Here is a 16022-nt window from a genome sequence, read left to right as displayed (position 1 = left end):
GTCTTTTCCAAGAAAAGGCATGATATTTTATTTTTAATAAGCATAAAAAAATCCGTTTTATAAAAAACGGATTTTTCTTTTTCAAATACGAATAAGTAAAATCAATGAGTTCTCTTATTTCCACTTATCGGCAGCTGCATAATCACTGTCGCGGCCTTCAATCCAACGCTCCCCTTTTTCGGTTTGTTCTTTTTTCCAAAAAGGCGCTTGGGTTTTTAAATAATCCATAATAAATTCATTTGCGTGATAAGCATCGCCACGATGCGCAGAAGCTGTTCCCACCAACACAATTTCATCACCGGTATTCAATTCACCTACACGATGGATGATAGAAATCTTTTGTAAATCCCACCGCACTTTTGCCTGTTGAGCAATATCCATCAACGCTTTATGGGTCATCGCCGGATAATGTTCCAAATACAAACTACTGACTTCATCCCCTAAGTTCATATCACGAACTTTGCCCACAAACATTACTGTAGCACCAACCGAATTTTCTTCACTTAACCAGCGATAAACGGCATTTTGGTCGAACGTCTGCTCTTGCACGGAAATTTGAATATCGTTCATTTAGCCCCCGGTCACCGGTGGGAAAAACGCAATTTCATCACCATTTTTGACCGCACTTTCTAACGGCATTAAGGTTTGATTGATGGCCACCAAAAGTTTATCCGATTGCAATGCCAACGCCCATTTATCACCTTTCGCCGCAAGATGTTGACGTAATTCTTCTACCGTGGCGAAATTTTCGTTCACTTCAATGGCATCCAAACCGATTAATTCTCGAGTTTGAGCAAAAAATAAAACACGTAACATTATTTCTCCTCCGCAATAAAATGCCCGGATTTTCCACCGCTCTTTTCTAACAAACGTACCGTTTCAATCACCATGTCTTTTTGCACCGCTTTACACATATCGTAAATGGTTAATGCGGCAACGCTTGCGGCAGTTAATGCTTCCATTTCTACTCCGGTTTTACCGCTTAATTTGCACAGGCTTTCAATGCGCACTTGATTGGTTTCAGGAAGTGCGGTCAAACTCACTTCGACTTTTGAAAGTAAAAGAGGATGGCACAACGGAATCAATTCCCAAGTGCGTTTCGCCGCTTGAATACCGGCAATTCGAGCGGTAGCAAACACATCGCCCTTGTGGTGTTGTCCAGAGAGGATCATTTGTAAGGTTTCCGGCGCCATACGAATATAGGCTTCAGCACGCGCCTCGCGAACGGTGTCAGCTTTGGCGGAAACATCCACCATATTCGCCTCGCCATTCGCATTAATGTGAGTAAATGTGGTCATGATAATTTAAAAGTGCGGTTGGTTTTCTTGATGTTTTCAGTATCGGCGTAAATTAACCGCCGATACTGGCTAAATGATTACGCACGCCGCTATCGCCGACATGCAGATAATGGTGTTCACGCTTACCTTGTAACGCAGAGAAAATTCTTGATTGCAAAAGCATTTGTTGTTCATCAGATTGTAACAAATCACGCAAATCAATCCCTTCTTCACCAAATAAGCAAAGGTGCAATTTCCCTTTGGCAGAAACTCTCAAACGGTTACAGCTGGCGCAGAAATTTTTCTCATAAGGCATGATTAAGCCGATTTCACCCATATAATCCGGGTGACGGAAAACTTTTGCCGGGCCATCAGAACGATTTTTTATCTGCAACTGCCAGCCGTCTTGCAAAAGTTTCTGTTCTAAAATCTGTCCCGATAAATGATGTTTTTGGAAGAAAGAATTCATTTCACCGGTTTGCATCAACTCGATGAAACGCATTTGAATCGGCTTATTTTTAATCCATGCCAAGAAACCGGAAAAGTCTTTATCATTCAAATCTTTCATTAATACAGAATTGACTTTGACTTTTTGATAGCCACATTCAAAAGCGCGATCAATACCACGCATAATGTCATCAAACTTATCGACACCGGTAATACGCTGGAACATTCTTGCATCTAGGCTATCCACACTGACGTTAATAGACGTCACACCGACTTGTTTCCAAGCAGCGACATCCTTAAGCAAACGAAAACCGTTTGTAGTCAGTGCGATTTGTTTGATACCGTCAATGCCACGAATTCTTTCGACAATTGGCAGGAAGTCTTTACGTAAGGTCGGTTCGCCACCGGTAATACGGACTTTTTCCGTTCCCATCACCGCAAAGCTACTGACCAAGCGACGAATTTCGTCCAAGGTTAAAAAACTCGGCTTATTAGGTTCAGGCTGATAACCGTCAGGTAGGCAATAATTGCAACGAAAATTACACACATCGGTAATCGACAGTCGCAAATAGTAGTATTCACGCTGGAACGAATCAACGAGTTGAGCCGCGCCAACATTTTTGATTGGAATGGTTTGCATTTGACACCTTTCTAAAAACGGAGAGGATAAATCGTTTCCAACGTATCCCTGAATAATACCGACTTCGTATTATTGGCATTACCACCCTATTTTGTGTTCAATACATTGTGCGCAAAACGTAGGTGAGTAAGCTCGGAGTTACATGCGGTTAATAAATTTTGCAGCATTGTAAAAGATTCACGAAAACAAAAGCAATCAATTAATTTGATCTAGGTTATAAATTCATAAAATTCTTTAAAATCAATTATATATACTGTTATATAGCGATAGTAAAACACCCTAAAACAACTATTTTCATACCCAATAATAATTAGCAATCTGTACTCTCTTTCAAAGCAGGTTATAATGCGCACGAAAAAATAAGGGAAATACAATGGCGGATTTTAAAGGATATCAACAGTACGAAAATTTAAGCACACTCAAAAAAATCGTCGCTATTGGTGGTGGGCATGGACTCGGCCGCGTGATGTCTTCTTTAAGTTTTTTGAAAGAACGTCTTACCGCCATTGTTACCACCACCGATAACGGCGGTTCAACCGGTCGAATTCGCACCAATCAAGGTGGCATTGCCTGGGGAGACTTACGTAACTGCTTAAATCAAATCATCACGGAACCAAGCACCGCCTCCGCATTGTTTGAATATCGTTTTGGTGGCAACGGCGAATTAGCGGGACATAACCTCGGCAATCTCATGCTCAAAGCCCTAGAAGATATGCATATTCGCCCAACGGAAGCAGTCAATCTCATTCGCGAATTATTGCATGTAAAATCTTTTATTGTCCCGATGTCGGAACAATCGGTACACCTCGCGGCCGTATTAAACGGCGGCAACAGCGTTGTTGGCGAAGTCAGCGTTGATAGCTTAACTGAACTACCCAAATCCATTTTTCTTGTGCCTTACGTCACCGCCACACCGGAAGCAATTCAAGCGCTAAAAGAAGCTGATCTGATTTTATTTGGCCCCGGTAGTTTCCTCACCAGCATTATGCCGCCTATTCTTCTACCGGAAATTACCGAACAGCTTCGACAAAGCGAAGCAAAAAAGATCTTTATTGATAATTTAGGTATTGAGCACAGCCCCGCCTCCAGTCTTTCTCTTGCAGATCGCATTCAGTGGATCAATGAAACCGTTGGTCAACCTATCATCGATGGTGCAATTGTGCCCTTTAATGCCGTACAGAATAGCCAACCCATGGCGATCAAAATCCTTGCGGGCCGTCTTAATGCAGACGATATTTCCTATCGCCACGATCGCGCTCTCCTCTGCTCCGCTATTGATGAACTCCTAGGCGAACTCTTAGAATCGCCAGAGGAAGAACATTCCGAACCCACCTCGCTTTAATAAAAAAAGCCTTTCCGTTTGGAAAGGCTTTTATATTTAATCAAGCAAATTATTTTTTCTTCGCTTTTGGATTTGGTAAGTCGGTGACGGAACCTTCGAATACTTCAGCCGCTAAACCGACAGATTCGTGTAAAGTTGGGTGAGCGTGGATGGTTAACGCAATGTCTTCCGCGTCACAGCCCATTTCGATCGCTAAACCGATTTCACCTAACAATTCACCCGCATTGGTACCTACAATAGCACCACCTAATACGCGATGAGTGTCTTTATCGAAAATCAGTTTTGTCATACCGTCGGCACAATCAGAAGCGATCGCACGACCGGAAGCCGCCCACGGGAAGTTTGCTACTTCGTAGTTCAAACCTTCTGCTTTACATTCTTTCTCGGTTTTACCTACCCATGCCACTTCAGGCTCGGTATAAGCGATGGATGGAATCACTTTCGGATCAAAATAGTGTTTTTTGCCTGCAATCACTTCAGCCGCAACGTGACCTTCGTGAACACCTTTATGGGCTAACATTGGTTGACCCACGATATCACCGATAGCAAAAATGTGAGACACATTGGTACGCATTTGTTTGTCAGTACGAATGAAACCGCGTTCATCAACGTTCACTCCGGCTTTTTCTGCATCAAGCAATTTACCGTTCGGTGTACGACCGATAGCCACTAATACGGCATCATAACGTTTCGTGATGTTGCCTGCTTTGCCTTCCATAGACACATAGATGCCGTCTTCTTTCGCTTCTACGGCAGTCACTTTGGTTTCAAGCATTAAATTAAATTTTTGCTCAATACGTTTAGTGAAGATTTTAACGATATCTTTGTCTGCAGCAGGAATCACTTGGTCGAACATTTCAACCACATCAACTTTAGAACCTAATGCTTGGTAAACGGTCCCCATTTCCAAACCGATGATACCACCGCCCATGATTAACAATTCTTTTGGCACTTCACGCAATGCAAGCGCATCCGTAGAATCCCAAACACGCGGATCGTGGTGTGGAATAAATGGCAATTCAATTGGATGAGAACCCGCCGCGATAATCGCATTATCAAATTTTACGTTAGTAACATTACCGTCTTTGTCGGTTACCGCTAAAGTGTGGGAATCAGCAAATTTAGCTTCGCCTTGTACCACTTGCACTTTACGCATTTTTGCCATACCGGCTAAACCACCGGTTAAGCGAGAAACCACGCCTTCTTTACCGGCACGAATTTTATCTAAATCAATAGTTGGTTCAGCAAAAACAACGCCGTGATGTTCAACGTGTTTGGCTTCTTCAATAATTTTTGCAACGTGTAATAACGCTTTAGACGGAATACAACCTACGTTTAAACAAACGCCGCCTAAAGTAGAATAACGTTCAACGATGACTGTTTCTAAGCCCAAGTCAGCACAACGGAATGCAGCGGAATAACCTGCCGGACCTGCGCCAAGCACAACCACTTGGGTTTTCACTTCTTTACTCATTTTGTCTCCTTAAAAATGCGATTTTTTATGACCGCACTTCATTTAATCAAGCGCTAAAAATTTAAAAATGCCTCTCTCATTTGAGAGAGGCACAATAAATTACATAATTAAACGACGTAAATCTGCTAACACAGAACCGATATAGCTAATGAAGCGTGCACCGTCGGCACCATCAATCACACGGTGGTCAAATGACAAGGAAATTGGCAGGATTAAGCGCGGTGCGAAATCTTTACCGTTCCATACAGGTTCCATAGAAGATTTAGACACACCTAAAATGGCCACTTCCGGCGCATTGACGATTGGTGCAAAGTGAGTTGTACCCAAACCACCGATACTGGAGATGGTGAAACAACCGCCTTGCATATCGGATGCTGTTAATTTACCGTCACGTGCTTTTTTAGACACTTCCGCTAATTCACGGGAAAGCTCGATAATGCCTTTTTTATTCACATCTTTGAATACCGGTACAACCAAACCGTTTGGTGTATCTACGGCAACGCCGATGTTGATGTATTTTTTCAAGATCAAGCGTTGTGCATCTTCAGTAATTGAACTGTTAAAACGAGGATACGCTTCCAATGCTTTAGCAACCGCTTTCATAATGAACACAACCGGGGTGATTTTCACGCCAAGTTTTTGTTTTTCCGCTAAGGCATTTTGTTCTTTACGGAAAGCTTCTAACTCGGTGATATCTGCTTTATCGAAATGAGTAACGTGTGGAATCATAACCCAGTTACGATGTAAGTTCGCACCGGAAATCTTATTGATACGACTTAATTCCACTTCTTCGATTTCACCAAATTTACTGAAATCCACTTTCGGCCATGGTAACAAGCCTAAACCTGCGCCATTTGCAGCACCAGCAGCCACTGAAGAACCACTTTCTAACGCTTTCACTGCCGCTTTTACATAAGCTTGAACGTCTTCTTTTAAGATACGACCTTTACGACCAGTACCTTTCACTTTATCTAAGTTCACGCCAAATTCACGAGCAAGACGGCGAATCACTGGGGTCGCGTGTGCAAAACTTTTCGCAGAAGTGACATCAGCATCAGATGCAGTCGCTGCCGGCGCAGAAGGTGCGGTAGCTGGCGCAGCTACCTGTGCTGGTGCAGCAGCTTGTGGTGCAGCTGCAGCAACCGGTGCAGCACCTGCCACTTCAAATTTCATAATTAATGAACCGGTAGAGACTTTGTCACCCGCTTTCACTAAAATTTCTTTAACAACACCGGCAAATGGTGCTGGCACTTCCATCGAAGCTTTATCACCTTCAACGGTAATTAATGACTGCTCTTCTGTGATGCTATCGCCCACTTTTACCATAATTTCAGTCACGTTAACTTCGTCACCGCCGATATCCGGTACATTCACCTCTTTCACACCACCGGCAACCAGTGCTGCTGGTGCGGCAGCAGGCGCAGATGCCACTGGTGCTGAAGCAGACGCACTGCCGGCAACTTCAAAACGCATAATCAATGTGCCGGTGGACACTTTATCGCCCGCTTTAATGATGATTTCTTTCACGATACCGGCAACAGGTGCTGGCACTTCCATAGACGCTTTATCGCCTTCAACGTTAATAATGGATTGATCCACTTCAACACGATCGCCTACGTTGACCATAACATCGGTAACGTTGACTTCATCAGAACCGATATCCGGTACATTCACATCAACTACTTGTGCAGTAGCCTGCGCAGCGGCAGGTGCTGCGGTCGGTTGAGCAGCTTGTGCAGGTGCCGCTTCAACGCTATCTAATACCAACATAGGCGTGCCGGTGGTCACTTTATCTCCCACTTTCACTAACACTTCTTTAACCACGCCTGCTTCAGGTGCCGGCACTTCCATCGATGCTTTATCACCTTCAACATTGATGATGGATTGATCCGCAGTAATCGTATCTCCAACTTTTACCATCACTTCGGTAACGGTCACTTCATCACTACCGATATCCGGGATTTGAATTTGTTTAGCCATTTCTTTTTACCTTTTAAACGTTTGGAAAACCAACCGCACTTTCATCAAGTGCGGTCGTTTTTTTCGTTATTTTTTATGCGTATAACGGATTCAATCTTTCAGGATCGATACCGTATTTTGCGATTGCTTCGGCAACCACTTTCTTGTCAACTGTGCCTTCTTGTGCCAACACATGTAATGCGGCAACCACAACGTGGTGTGCATCTACTTCAAAGTGGTCACGCAAGTTCGCACGGCTATCGGAACGACCGAAACCATCCGTACCCAACACATGATAATGTTTAGCCGGTACATAAGCGCGAATTTGCTCAGCGAAAAGCTTCATGTAGTCGGTTGCTGCAACGGCAGGCTTGTCGTTCATCACTTGAGCAACGTATGGCACACGTGGTGTTTCGGTTGGATGTAACATATTCCAACGAACCGCATCCGCCCCTTCGCGAGCCGCTTCAGTGAAGGATGGCGCACTATAAACATCAGAGCTAATGCCGTAGTCGTTAGCCAAGATTTGAGCAGCTTCACGTACATGACGCAAGATCGCACCGGAACCAAGTAATTGCACTTCGCCTTTACCTTTTCCTTGTACGCGTTCAAATTTATAAAGACCTTTACGAATACCTTCTTCTGAGCCTGCAGGCATTGCTGGTTGATCGTAAATTTCGTTTAATGTGGTGATGTAATAGAACACATTTTCTTGTTTTTCACCATACATACGGTTAATACCGTCTTGCATGATAACCGCCACTTCATAAGCGAATGCCGGGTCATAAGAGACACAGTTCGGAATCGTTAAAGATTGAATATGGCTATGGCCATCTTCGTGTTGTAAACCTTCACCGTTTAATGTTGTACGACCGGAAGTTCCCCCAATCATAAAGCCGCGTGCCAATTGGTCACCTGCTGCCCACATCAAGTCACCAACACGTTGGAAACCAAACATAGAGTAATAGATGAAGAATGGAATCATCGGTACATTACTGATGGAGTAAGAGGTTGCCGCTGCTAACCAAGAAGACGTTGCACCTAATTCGTTGATACCTTCTTGTAATACTTGGCCATCTTTCGCCTCACGGTAGTAAGCCACTAAATCGCGGTCGGATGGGATATAATTTTGACCGTGCGGGTTGTAAATACCGATTTGGCGGAATAATCCTTCCATACCGAAAGTACGCGCTTCGTCTGCCACGATTGGCACAATGTGTTGACCCACATTTTTGTCTTTTAATAACGTATTCAAGAAACGAACGAATGCCATTGTAGTTGAAATCGGACGTGGTTGCGCTTCTAACAACGCAGAGAATTCTGAAAGCTCAGGTGCTTTGAAGTCCACGGTAAATTTCGGTTGACGTGCAGGCACATAACCTTGCAATGCTTTACGATGTTCATGCAAGTATTTGTACTCTTCGGAACCTTCTGGGAAGGTGACGTACGGCAAGCTTTCCAAATCTTCATCTTTCACTGGAATATGGAAGTAGTCGCGGTAAGCTTTGATACTGTCAGCAGACATTTTTTTGGATTGATGTGCGGTGTTTTTACTTTCTGCTTCCGCAATTTTATAGCCTTTCACAGATTGCACTAAGATAACAACCGGTTTACCGGCATTTTGTGCTTTCTTGAATGCAGCAAACACTTTAAGCGGATCATGACCGCCACGTTGTAACGCCCAAATTTCATCATCAGTCATATCAGCAACTAATGCAGCGGTTTCTGGGTAACGACCGAAGAAGTGTTCACGTACGTAAGCACCGTCTTTAGATTTGAATGTTAAGTAGTCACCATCAACCACTTCCATCATTAATTGGGTGAGTTTACCTGTGGTGTCTTTGGCAAATAATTTATCCCAACGACTACCCCACATGACTTTGATCACTTCCCAACCGGCGCCCACGAATAAACCTTCTAATTCTTGAACGATTTTACCGTTACCGTTTACCGGACCGTCTAAGCGTTGTAAGTTACAGGAAATGACGAAAATTAAGTTATCTAAATGTTCGCGAGCGGCGAAAGTTAATGCACCTTTAGATTCAATTTCATCCATCTCGCCATCGCCTAAGAACGCATACACTTTTTGATCAGCAGTGTCTTTCAAACCACGATTGTGTAAGTATTTTAAGAAACGGGCTTGATAAATGGCGTTCACCGGGCCTAAACCCATAGAAACGGTTGAGAATTGCCAGAAATCAGGCATTAATTTCGGGTGAGGGTAAGAAGATAAACCTTTGCCATCCACTTCTTGACGGAAGTTGTTTAATTGCTCTTCTGTTAAACGTCCTTCTAGGAAAGCACGAGCATACATCCCCGGCGCCGCGTGGCCTTGGAAGAAGACTAAGTCACCGCCGTTTTTCTCTGTTGCCGCTTTGAAGAAATGGTTAAAACCGACTTCATACATGGTTGCCGCAGATTGGAAAGTGGATAAGTGTCCACCTAAATCAAGGTCTTTTTTCTGTCCGCGTAATACCATCATCACGGCATTCCAACGAACATAAGAACGAATGCGACGTTCAATCTCTAAATTGCCCGGATAAGCCGGTTGCTCGGAAACTGGAATGGTATTCACATAATCGGTTGTGATCCCACTAGGTAAAGAAACGCCACCGGCGCGAGCTTGTTGCATAACTTGATCGATAATGAACTGAGCGCGCTCAATGCCTTCCTCACGAATTAACGAATCAATTGCTGCCAACCAATCGTTAGTCTCGATCGGATCTACGTCATTTTTTAACAATTCTGACATAGTTTTTTCCTTATTTTGTTAAGTTAGAAGTACGTTTAACGCTACTTTTGGTAGCAATTAAACAACGAATTGATAACTAAAAATGGTTTAATTTGTCAAAACCCCTATGTAAGCTGTACAAAAAACATACATTACAAATTTTTAACAAATAATGTAAATCTTATTAGATTTTTTGAAAGAATGATAGTGATTTTTATCTCTGCAGCGGAAAATATCTGATTGCCGAGCTCTTTTAAATAACCATTTATACATAAATTTACTCGACAATCTTCAACACCCAAAAAAACACCTAAAAAAACCACCGCACTTTCTAAAATAGGTGATCGTCATCACGTATTAGCCATTGAAAAAAAGAATTAAATATTGCGTATTTTGCCCAATTAACCTACCATTAGACTCAACTATTTATATCACATAAAAATTTGGAGATAAAAAATGCAAAACGAACTTATTTGTTACAAAAAAATGCCGGTTTGGACCAAAGACAGCTTGCCAAAAATGTTTCAAGAAAAGCACAACACCAAAGTCGGCACTTGGGGAAAACTCACCGTCTTAAAGGGCAAACTCAAATTTTATGTATTAACGGAAAATGGCAATATTGTGAGCGAACACATTTTCACCCCACAAGATGAAACACCTTTCGTTGAGCCTCAACTTTGGCATCGTGTCGAAGCCCTTTCCGATGATTTGGAATGTTTCCTTGAATTTTATTGCACCAAGGAAGACTACTTCAGCAAAAAATACAATATGACCGCCACGCACGGCGATGTGGTCAATGCGGCTAAAATTATCAAACCATGTAAGGTGTTAGATTTAGGTTGTGGACAAGGGCGTAACTCCCTCTATTTGAGTTTACTCGGCTATGATGTAACTTCTTGGGATCACAATGAAAACAGTCTCCAATTTTTAAACGAGACTAAAGAGAAAGAAAATCTGAAAATTCAGACCGCACTTTACAATATCAACGATGCAAACATTCAAGAAAACTATGATTTTATTTTGTCGACTGTGGTCTTTATGTTCCTCGATCGTACCCGAGTACCGGCAATTCTTGAAAACATACAAAACCACACCAATCCGGGTGGTTACAATTTAATCGTGGCCGCCATGTCCACACCGGAAGTGCCTTGCCCGGTACCCTTCTCTTTCACCTTTGGTGAAAATGAATTGAAAGAATACTACAAAGATTGGGAATTCTTGGAATACAACGAAAACATGGGTGAACTGCACAAAACCGATGAAAACGGCAATCGCTATAAAATGAAGTTTGTGACCATGTTGGCAAGAAAGAAATAGTTTGCCGATTTAGAAAAGAAAAAGACCACACTTTGCGATATAAAGTGCGGTCTTTTTTTATTGCGTTTTTAATTATTCTTCAATGGAACGTAATAATTCGTTGATACCGACTTTTCCTAGCGTTTTGGCATCCACTTTTTTCACGATAACGGCACAGTAAAGGCTGTATTTACCGCATTTTGACGGAAGGCTACCGGAAACAACAACAGAACCAGCCGGTACACGACCATAGTGAATTTCGCCGGTTTCACGATCGTAAATTTTAGTGGATTGACCAATAAAGACCCCCATGGAAATCACGCAACCATCTTCAACGATAACGCCTTCAACAACTTCGGAACGTGCACCGATAAAGCAGTTATCACCAATAATAGTTGGGTTAGCTTGTAATGGCTCTAACACTCCACCGATCCCTACCCCACCGGATAAGTGCACGTTTTTACCGATTTGTGCGCAAGAACCGACTGTTGCCCAAGTATCCACCATTGTTCCTTCGCCCACATACGCACCAATATTCACATAAGATGGCATTAACACTGTGTTTTTAGCAATATATGCCCCTTTACGAACGGTAGCAGAAGGCACTACACGGAAACCTTCTTGTTGGAAACGTTCTTCCGTGTAATCGGCAAATTTTAAGGCAACTTTGTCGTAGTATTTAGTTTCTGCACCGTCAATGATCTGATTTTCATTGATACGGAAAGAAAGCAATACCGCTTTCTTTAACCATTGGTGAGTCACCCATTCGCCATCAATTTTTTCTGCTACGCGATATTTACCGCAGTCTAAGCCTTCAATCACTTCTTCAATGGCTGCGCGAGTTTGTGCATCAACAGTTTTCGGTGTGATTTCCGCACGTTTTTCAAAGGCGTTTTCAATAATTTGTTGTAAATTGGACATCTTGCTTCCTATATCAGTGTTAATAAAAATAAATGCGTTAAGATTACAATACTTCTAACGTGACATTACTAAATAACTTTTTCACGTCGCTGTTATCATGCAACATCTCGGCTTTTTCGACATTGGTTCGAGTCAAGTGCGGTGAAAAATAATTAATAAAGTCATACATATAATTTCGTAAGAATGCACCATTCTTAAATGCAATTTGTGTCATGCTTGGACGGAATAAATGATCTGCTTTGATAGCCACTAAATCCTTATCTGCCGATGTATGTGCCATAGAAGCCATAATCCCGACGCCTAAGCCCATGCGTACATAGGTTTTGATAATATCCGCATCCGTTGCAGTAAACACAATGTTTGGCAAAATCCCCGCACTATTAAAAGCATAATCCAAATCAGATGCGCCAGTAAAACCGAAGGTATAGGTAATTAAAGGATATTTCCCCAACTCTTCAATTGTAAGATGTTCGCATTGAGCTAAAGGATGATCGGGTTTCACAATCACGGAGCGATTCCATAAATAACACGGCAGCAATACCACATCATCAAAGAGATATTGTGCTTCGGTAGTAATGGCTAAATCCACTTCGTCAGACATCAACGCATCATAAATTTGTGTAGGCGAACCTTGATGAATATGCAAACTTACATTGGGATAACGCTGAGAGAATTTTTCTACTACTGCCGGTAAGATATAACGTGCTTGTGTGTTTGTCGTTGCAATACGCAATACTCCCTGTTCAGGCTTGGTATATTCATCGGCAACGGAACGAATGCCTTGCATTTTCAGCATAATCTCACGGGAAATCGCCACAATTTTTTTCCCTGGTGGCGTTAATCCTTTGATGTGTTTACCATTACGCTCAAAGATTTCCACACCAAGTTCATTTTCCAACAAGCGCACCTGTTTACTGATGCCCGGTTGCGATGTAAATAGAACATTAGCCGCTTCTGTGATATTCATATTTTGATTAGCGACTTCAACAATATAGCGAAGCTGTTGAAATTTCATAAATTCTCCTTTTAATGACAACCGTAAAGTGCGGTTATTTTTTATAACGTTTACTTAATTCTGAATAACGTTTAACTGCCTTACGGATTTTCCCTGTCTTTGGCTTACGTCGTTGCTTATTCATGTCTAATTTGGTTTCGGTTTCCGGTGGTAAACCGACCAATTCACGTAAATAATTCACATCTGCCAGTTCCATCTCCTGCCAGCCACCACGTGGCAAATTCTTCATCAATTTAATATTGCCATAACGAATACGAATCAAGCGACTCACTTGGATGCCTTGCGATTCCCATAAACGACGCACTTCACGATTACGTCCTTCCATTAAGGTCACATCAAACCATTGATTCATCCCCACCCCGCCAACAAATTTAATCTCTTTAAAATTTGCCGGGCCGTCTTCTAATTGAACGCCTTTCTTTAAGCGATTCAACATAGCGTCATCTACTGCACCAAACACGCGAACAGAATACTCTCGCTCCACTTCGCGGCTTGGATGCATTAAACGATTCGCCAATTCACCGTCCGTTGTGAATAACAATAAACCCGATGTATTAATATCTAAGCGTCCAACTGCAATCCAACGAGCACCGGTTAAGCGCGGCAAACGATCAAACACGGTAGCGCGCCCTTCCGGATCATGTCGGGTACAAAGCTCACCTTCCGGTTTGTAATACATCAATACACGACACACTTCTTTCTGCGCCTGTGTCAGATTAATCAAATTACCATCAATACGCACTTTCACACTGGAATTCACGTTAATTCGATCACCTAGCGTTGCGATTTTACCATCCACACTGACTCGATTTTCCGCAATAATGCTTTCGATTTCACGACGGGAACCTTGCCCAGCTCGAGCTAATACTTTTTGTAACTTCTCGCCTTCGGCTGGAGTTGCTTTCGTCTCATTTTTTCCGTTTGGCTTTACTGAGGTTGGACGATTTTTTGCTACGGCAGGTTTGTTATTTTGTGTAAAGTGCGGTCGATTTTGACCGCGTTTTTGTGTTGTGGGTTTCATAAATCCTCGTTGTCGCTTTCCCAAGCGTCTTTTTCAAAAATAGGTTTAAATAAACGGAGCGACCGAACCACTGCCTTCCCGCAAAATCACCGGTGTTTCCGTTGTTAAATCAACGACGGTGGTCGGTTCTTGCCCTAAATAACCGCCGTGAATAATTAAATCCACTTGATGTTCTAAGCGGTCTCGAATTTCTTCCGGATCTGATTGGGTAATATGTTCTTCGTTTGGCAACATTAAAGAACAAGATAAAATCGGCTCACCCAATGCCTTCAATAAATCCAAGGCAATTTGATTATCCGGCACACGAATCCCGATGGTTTTTCGTTTGGACGTCATTAAACGGCGCGGTAATTCTTTGGTTGCCGTTAAAATAAAAGTGTAACGTCCCGGCGTGTTGTTTTTGATCAAGCGATAAGCAGAATTCGTCACCAAAGAATAATTGGATAACTCCGATAAATCACTGCACACCAAAGTAAAATTATGCCCTTCCGGTAATTGGCGAATTTGCACGATACGATCCATCGCATGCTTATCCCCAATCATGCAACCCAACGCATAGCCGGAATCGGTAGGATACACGATCACGCCGCCATTACGTAAAATTTCAACCGCTTGATTGATTAAACGCACCTGCGGATTTTCCGAATGGATATAAAAAAATTGGCTCATCTGTTTTCAGTCTCCGAGTAAAATTGCGGCGTATTATAGCAGTTTAAGCGCCTGCAGGATAACGCTTTGTACCGTACTATTAAACATTTCTTGCGTCACTGGCTTGCTGTAATAATTGACGGCTTTCCTGTAAAAATTGTTCTGAATAATCACCGAACCAGTCGCGAATTTGATTGAATTGATCAATAAAGCCTTGACGATCATGGTTTTTGAAAAAATCAAAGCCGACTTCATAACTATTTTTCAGATGTTCAATCACCGCTAAGTTTTCCGGTTTATCCGCAATAATGTCAGCATATAATGCTGCATCCTGTGCAAACAGACGTCCGACCATTGCCAGCTCCAAACGGTAAATCGGCGAAGACAAAGCTAATAATTTTTCCAATTCCACCGGCTGTTGCGATAAATACAAACCATATACAAACGTCGAAAAGTGGCGCAACGCCTGAATATAGGTCATGTGGTGATCATGTTCCGCGGCATCTACTGGGTAGATTTTGGCACCCCAAATTTGAATTTGTTGTAACAACCACTGATAACGTTCACTAAAACGCCCGTCACAACATGCCACCACTTGTTTTGCCATGCTGGCGATATCCGGCCCAAACATCGGGTGTAACCCCACCACAGCACCTTGATGCACTTCCAGCATTTTTTGTAACGGCACTCGTTTCACAGAGGTTAAATCCGCCAACAACATATTTTCGGTGAGATAGGGCTTAAGACGTTCAATCACTTCCGGCGTATTGGCGATAGGCACGGAAACAATCACGACATCCGCCTCTTGCAAAATGTTCTCTGCCTGAGGCCAATCCTCTTGTTCCAACGCCACAACAGGATAACCGGAACCTTGCAAGTAACGACCAAACAAACGCCCAAGTTTGCCTCGTCCCCCCACAATAACAATTTTGCGAATTGTGGGATTTACGGTTTTAAAGCCGAAACGATTTTCACTGACATAAGACTCACGCATAATACGGCGCAAAATGTCTTCGATTAAATCCGGCGACAGTCCAAGTTGCTCAGCCGCTTCACGTTTTCGTTGCAGCATTTCGATTTCCCGCTGCGGCACATAAATAGGCAGGCCATGTCGTTGTTTAACTTCACCGACTTTATGTACCACATCCAAGCGCTTTGCCAAAAGCTGTAGCAATTCTTGATCTAATTGATCAATTTGCGCTCTTAACTCTGCTAACTGTTCCATCTTATCTCCGCTAAAAACACCCGAAA

The 16022-nt window shown here is 42.7% G+C and carries 14 protein-coding genes and 1 riboswitch; of the genes, 2 read left to right on the top strand and 12 right to left on the bottom strand.

Features of this window, described 5'->3' with window-relative positions:
- Positions 1-114 precede the first annotated feature (114 nt).
- The 4 genes from moaE to moaA all read right to left on the bottom strand — a co-directional run bounded on the left by moaE (position 115) and on the right by moaA (position 2364).
- Positions 115-570 (bottom strand): molybdopterin synthase catalytic subunit MoaE, encoded by a 456-nt coding sequence (moaE, locus tag DK415_RS02290; RefSeq protein ID WP_109432276.1) that lies wholly within the window; start codon positions 568-570, stop codon positions 115-117.
- Positions 571-816, bottom strand: a complete 246-nt coding sequence (gene moaD, locus DK415_RS02285; RefSeq protein ID WP_048750413.1) for a molybdopterin synthase sulfur carrier subunit — start codon at positions 814-816, stop codon at positions 571-573.
- Positions 816-1298, bottom strand: a complete 483-nt coding sequence (gene moaC, locus DK415_RS02280) for a cyclic pyranopterin monophosphate synthase MoaC (protein ID WP_162540452.1) — start codon at positions 1296-1298, stop codon at positions 816-818. Before moaC ends, moaD begins: the two co-directional genes overlap by 1 nt.
- 52 nt (positions 1299-1350) lie before the next feature.
- The gene (gene moaA / locus DK415_RS02275; protein ID WP_109432536.1) at positions 1351-2364 is read right to left on the bottom strand and encodes a GTP 3',8-cyclase MoaA; all 1014 of its coding nucleotides are present in this window, start codon (positions 2362-2364) and stop codon (positions 1351-1353) included.
- Positions 2353-2514, bottom strand: a riboswitch (molybdenum cofactor riboswitch). Its footprint overlaps the gene before it by 12 nt.
- A 223-nt stretch (positions 2515-2737) precedes the next feature.
- On the opposite strand from moaA, the gene DK415_RS02270 reads away from it, so the two are divergent.
- The gene (locus DK415_RS02270; RefSeq protein WP_109432274.1) at positions 2738-3706 is read left to right on the top strand and encodes a gluconeogenesis factor YvcK family protein; all 969 of its coding nucleotides are present in this window, start codon (positions 2738-2740) and stop codon (positions 3704-3706) included.
- A gap of 49 nt (positions 3707-3755) precedes the next feature.
- Here DK415_RS02270 and lpdA read toward each other — a convergent pair whose 3' ends face one another.
- From lpdA to aceE, 3 genes are all read right to left on the bottom strand, one after another.
- Entirely contained in the window at positions 3756-5180 is a 1425-nt protein-coding gene (lpdA, locus tag DK415_RS02265) for a dihydrolipoyl dehydrogenase (RefSeq protein ID WP_109432273.1), read from the bottom strand.
- Positions 5181-5279: 99 nt separating this feature from the next.
- Positions 5280-7160, bottom strand: coding sequence for a pyruvate dehydrogenase complex dihydrolipoyllysine-residue acetyltransferase (gene aceF, locus DK415_RS02260; protein WP_109432272.1), 1881 nt, complete (start codon positions 7158-7160; stop codon positions 5280-5282).
- A gap of 73 nt (positions 7161-7233) precedes the next feature.
- Entirely contained in the window at positions 7234-9891 is a 2658-nt protein-coding gene (aceE, locus tag DK415_RS02255; protein ID WP_109432271.1) for a pyruvate dehydrogenase (acetyl-transferring), homodimeric type, read from the bottom strand.
- A 435-nt stretch (positions 9892-10326) separates the two neighbouring features.
- Between aceE and tehB the strand changes: the two genes are divergently transcribed.
- Complete coding sequence (tehB, locus tag DK415_RS02250) at positions 10327-11187, top strand: SAM-dependent methyltransferase TehB (RefSeq protein WP_109432270.1); 861 nt, start codon at positions 10327-10329, stop codon at positions 11185-11187.
- Positions 11188-11259: 72 nt separating this feature from the next.
- Here tehB and dapD read toward each other — a convergent pair whose 3' ends face one another.
- The 5 genes from dapD to tyrA all read right to left on the bottom strand — a co-directional run bounded on the left by dapD (position 11260) and on the right by tyrA (position 15996).
- Positions 11260-12087, bottom strand: a complete 828-nt coding sequence (gene dapD / locus DK415_RS02245) for a 2,3,4,5-tetrahydropyridine-2,6-dicarboxylate N-succinyltransferase (RefSeq protein ID WP_048750968.1) — start codon at positions 12085-12087, stop codon at positions 11260-11262.
- 43 nt (positions 12088-12130) lie between these two features.
- The gene (gene cysB, locus DK415_RS02240) at positions 12131-13102 is read right to left on the bottom strand and encodes an HTH-type transcriptional regulator CysB (RefSeq protein ID WP_109432269.1); all 972 of its coding nucleotides are present in this window, start codon (positions 13100-13102) and stop codon (positions 12131-12133) included.
- A 34-nt stretch (positions 13103-13136) separates the two neighbouring features.
- Positions 13137-14123, bottom strand: a complete 987-nt coding sequence (rluB, locus tag DK415_RS02235; RefSeq protein ID WP_109432268.1) for a 23S rRNA pseudouridine(2605) synthase RluB — start codon at positions 14121-14123, stop codon at positions 13137-13139.
- A gap of 45 nt (positions 14124-14168) precedes the next feature.
- Entirely contained in the window at positions 14169-14792 is a 624-nt protein-coding gene (locus tag DK415_RS02230; RefSeq protein ID WP_006717883.1) for an L-threonylcarbamoyladenylate synthase, read from the bottom strand.
- Between the two features lie 79 nt (positions 14793-14871).
- The gene (tyrA, locus tag DK415_RS02225; RefSeq protein WP_109432267.1) at positions 14872-15996 is read right to left on the bottom strand and encodes a bifunctional chorismate mutase/prephenate dehydrogenase; all 1125 of its coding nucleotides are present in this window, start codon (positions 15994-15996) and stop codon (positions 14872-14874) included.
- Between the last annotated feature and the right edge of the window lie 26 nt (positions 15997-16022).

The organism is Aggregatibacter segnis, from assembly GCF_003130075.1.
GTDB lineage: Bacteria > Pseudomonadota > Gammaproteobacteria > Enterobacterales > Pasteurellaceae > Aggregatibacter > Aggregatibacter segnis_A.
Note: the sequence above shows the minus strand (reverse complement) of the source record. Positions and strands in the feature narration are given on the sequence as shown.

What these genes read in the sequence shown, in the direction of transcription:
- tyrA (WP_109432267.1), bottom strand. Translation starts at nt 15,996, where the DNA reads ATGGAACAGTTAGCAGAGTTAAGAGCGCAAATTGATCAATTAGATCAA.
- DK415_RS02230 (WP_006717883.1), bottom strand. Translation starts at nt 14,792, where the DNA reads ATGAGCCAATTTTTTTATATCCATTCGGAAAATCCGCAGGTGCGTTTA.
- rluB (WP_109432268.1), bottom strand. Translation starts at nt 14,123, where the DNA reads ATGAAACCCACAACACAAAAACGCGGTCAAAATCGACCGCACTTTACA.
- dapD (WP_048750968.1), bottom strand. Translation starts at nt 12,087, where the DNA reads ATGTCCAATTTACAACAAATTATTGAAAACGCCTTTGAAAAACGTGCG.
- moaE (WP_109432276.1), bottom strand. Translation starts at nt 570, where the DNA reads ATGAACGATATTCAAATTTCCGTGCAAGAGCAGACGTTCGACCAAAAT.
- lpdA (WP_109432273.1), bottom strand. Translation starts at nt 5,180, where the DNA reads ATGAGTAAAGAAGTGAAAACCCAAGTGGTTGTGCTTGGCGCAGGTCCG.
- cysB (WP_109432269.1), bottom strand. Translation starts at nt 13,102, where the DNA reads ATGAAATTTCAACAGCTTCGCTATATTGTTGAAGTCGCTAATCAAAAT.
- moaD (WP_048750413.1), bottom strand. Translation starts at nt 816, where the DNA reads ATGTTACGTGTTTTATTTTTTGCTCAAACTCGAGAATTAATCGGTTTG.
- moaC (WP_162540452.1), bottom strand. Translation starts at nt 1,298, where the DNA reads ATGACCACATTTACTCACATTAATGCGAATGGCGAGGCGAATATGGTG.
- DK415_RS02270 (WP_109432274.1), top strand. Translation starts at nt 2,738, where the DNA reads ATGGCGGATTTTAAAGGATATCAACAGTACGAAAATTTAAGCACACTC.
- tehB (WP_109432270.1), top strand. Translation starts at nt 10,327, where the DNA reads ATGCAAAACGAACTTATTTGTTACAAAAAAATGCCGGTTTGGACCAAA.
- aceE (WP_109432271.1), bottom strand. Translation starts at nt 9,891, where the DNA reads ATGTCAGAATTGTTAAAAAATGACGTAGATCCGATCGAGACTAACGAT.
- aceF (WP_109432272.1), bottom strand. Translation starts at nt 7,160, where the DNA reads ATGGCTAAACAAATTCAAATCCCGGATATCGGTAGTGATGAAGTGACC.
- moaA (WP_109432536.1), bottom strand. Translation starts at nt 2,364, where the DNA reads ATGCAAACCATTCCAATCAAAAATGTTGGCGCGGCTCAACTCGTTGAT.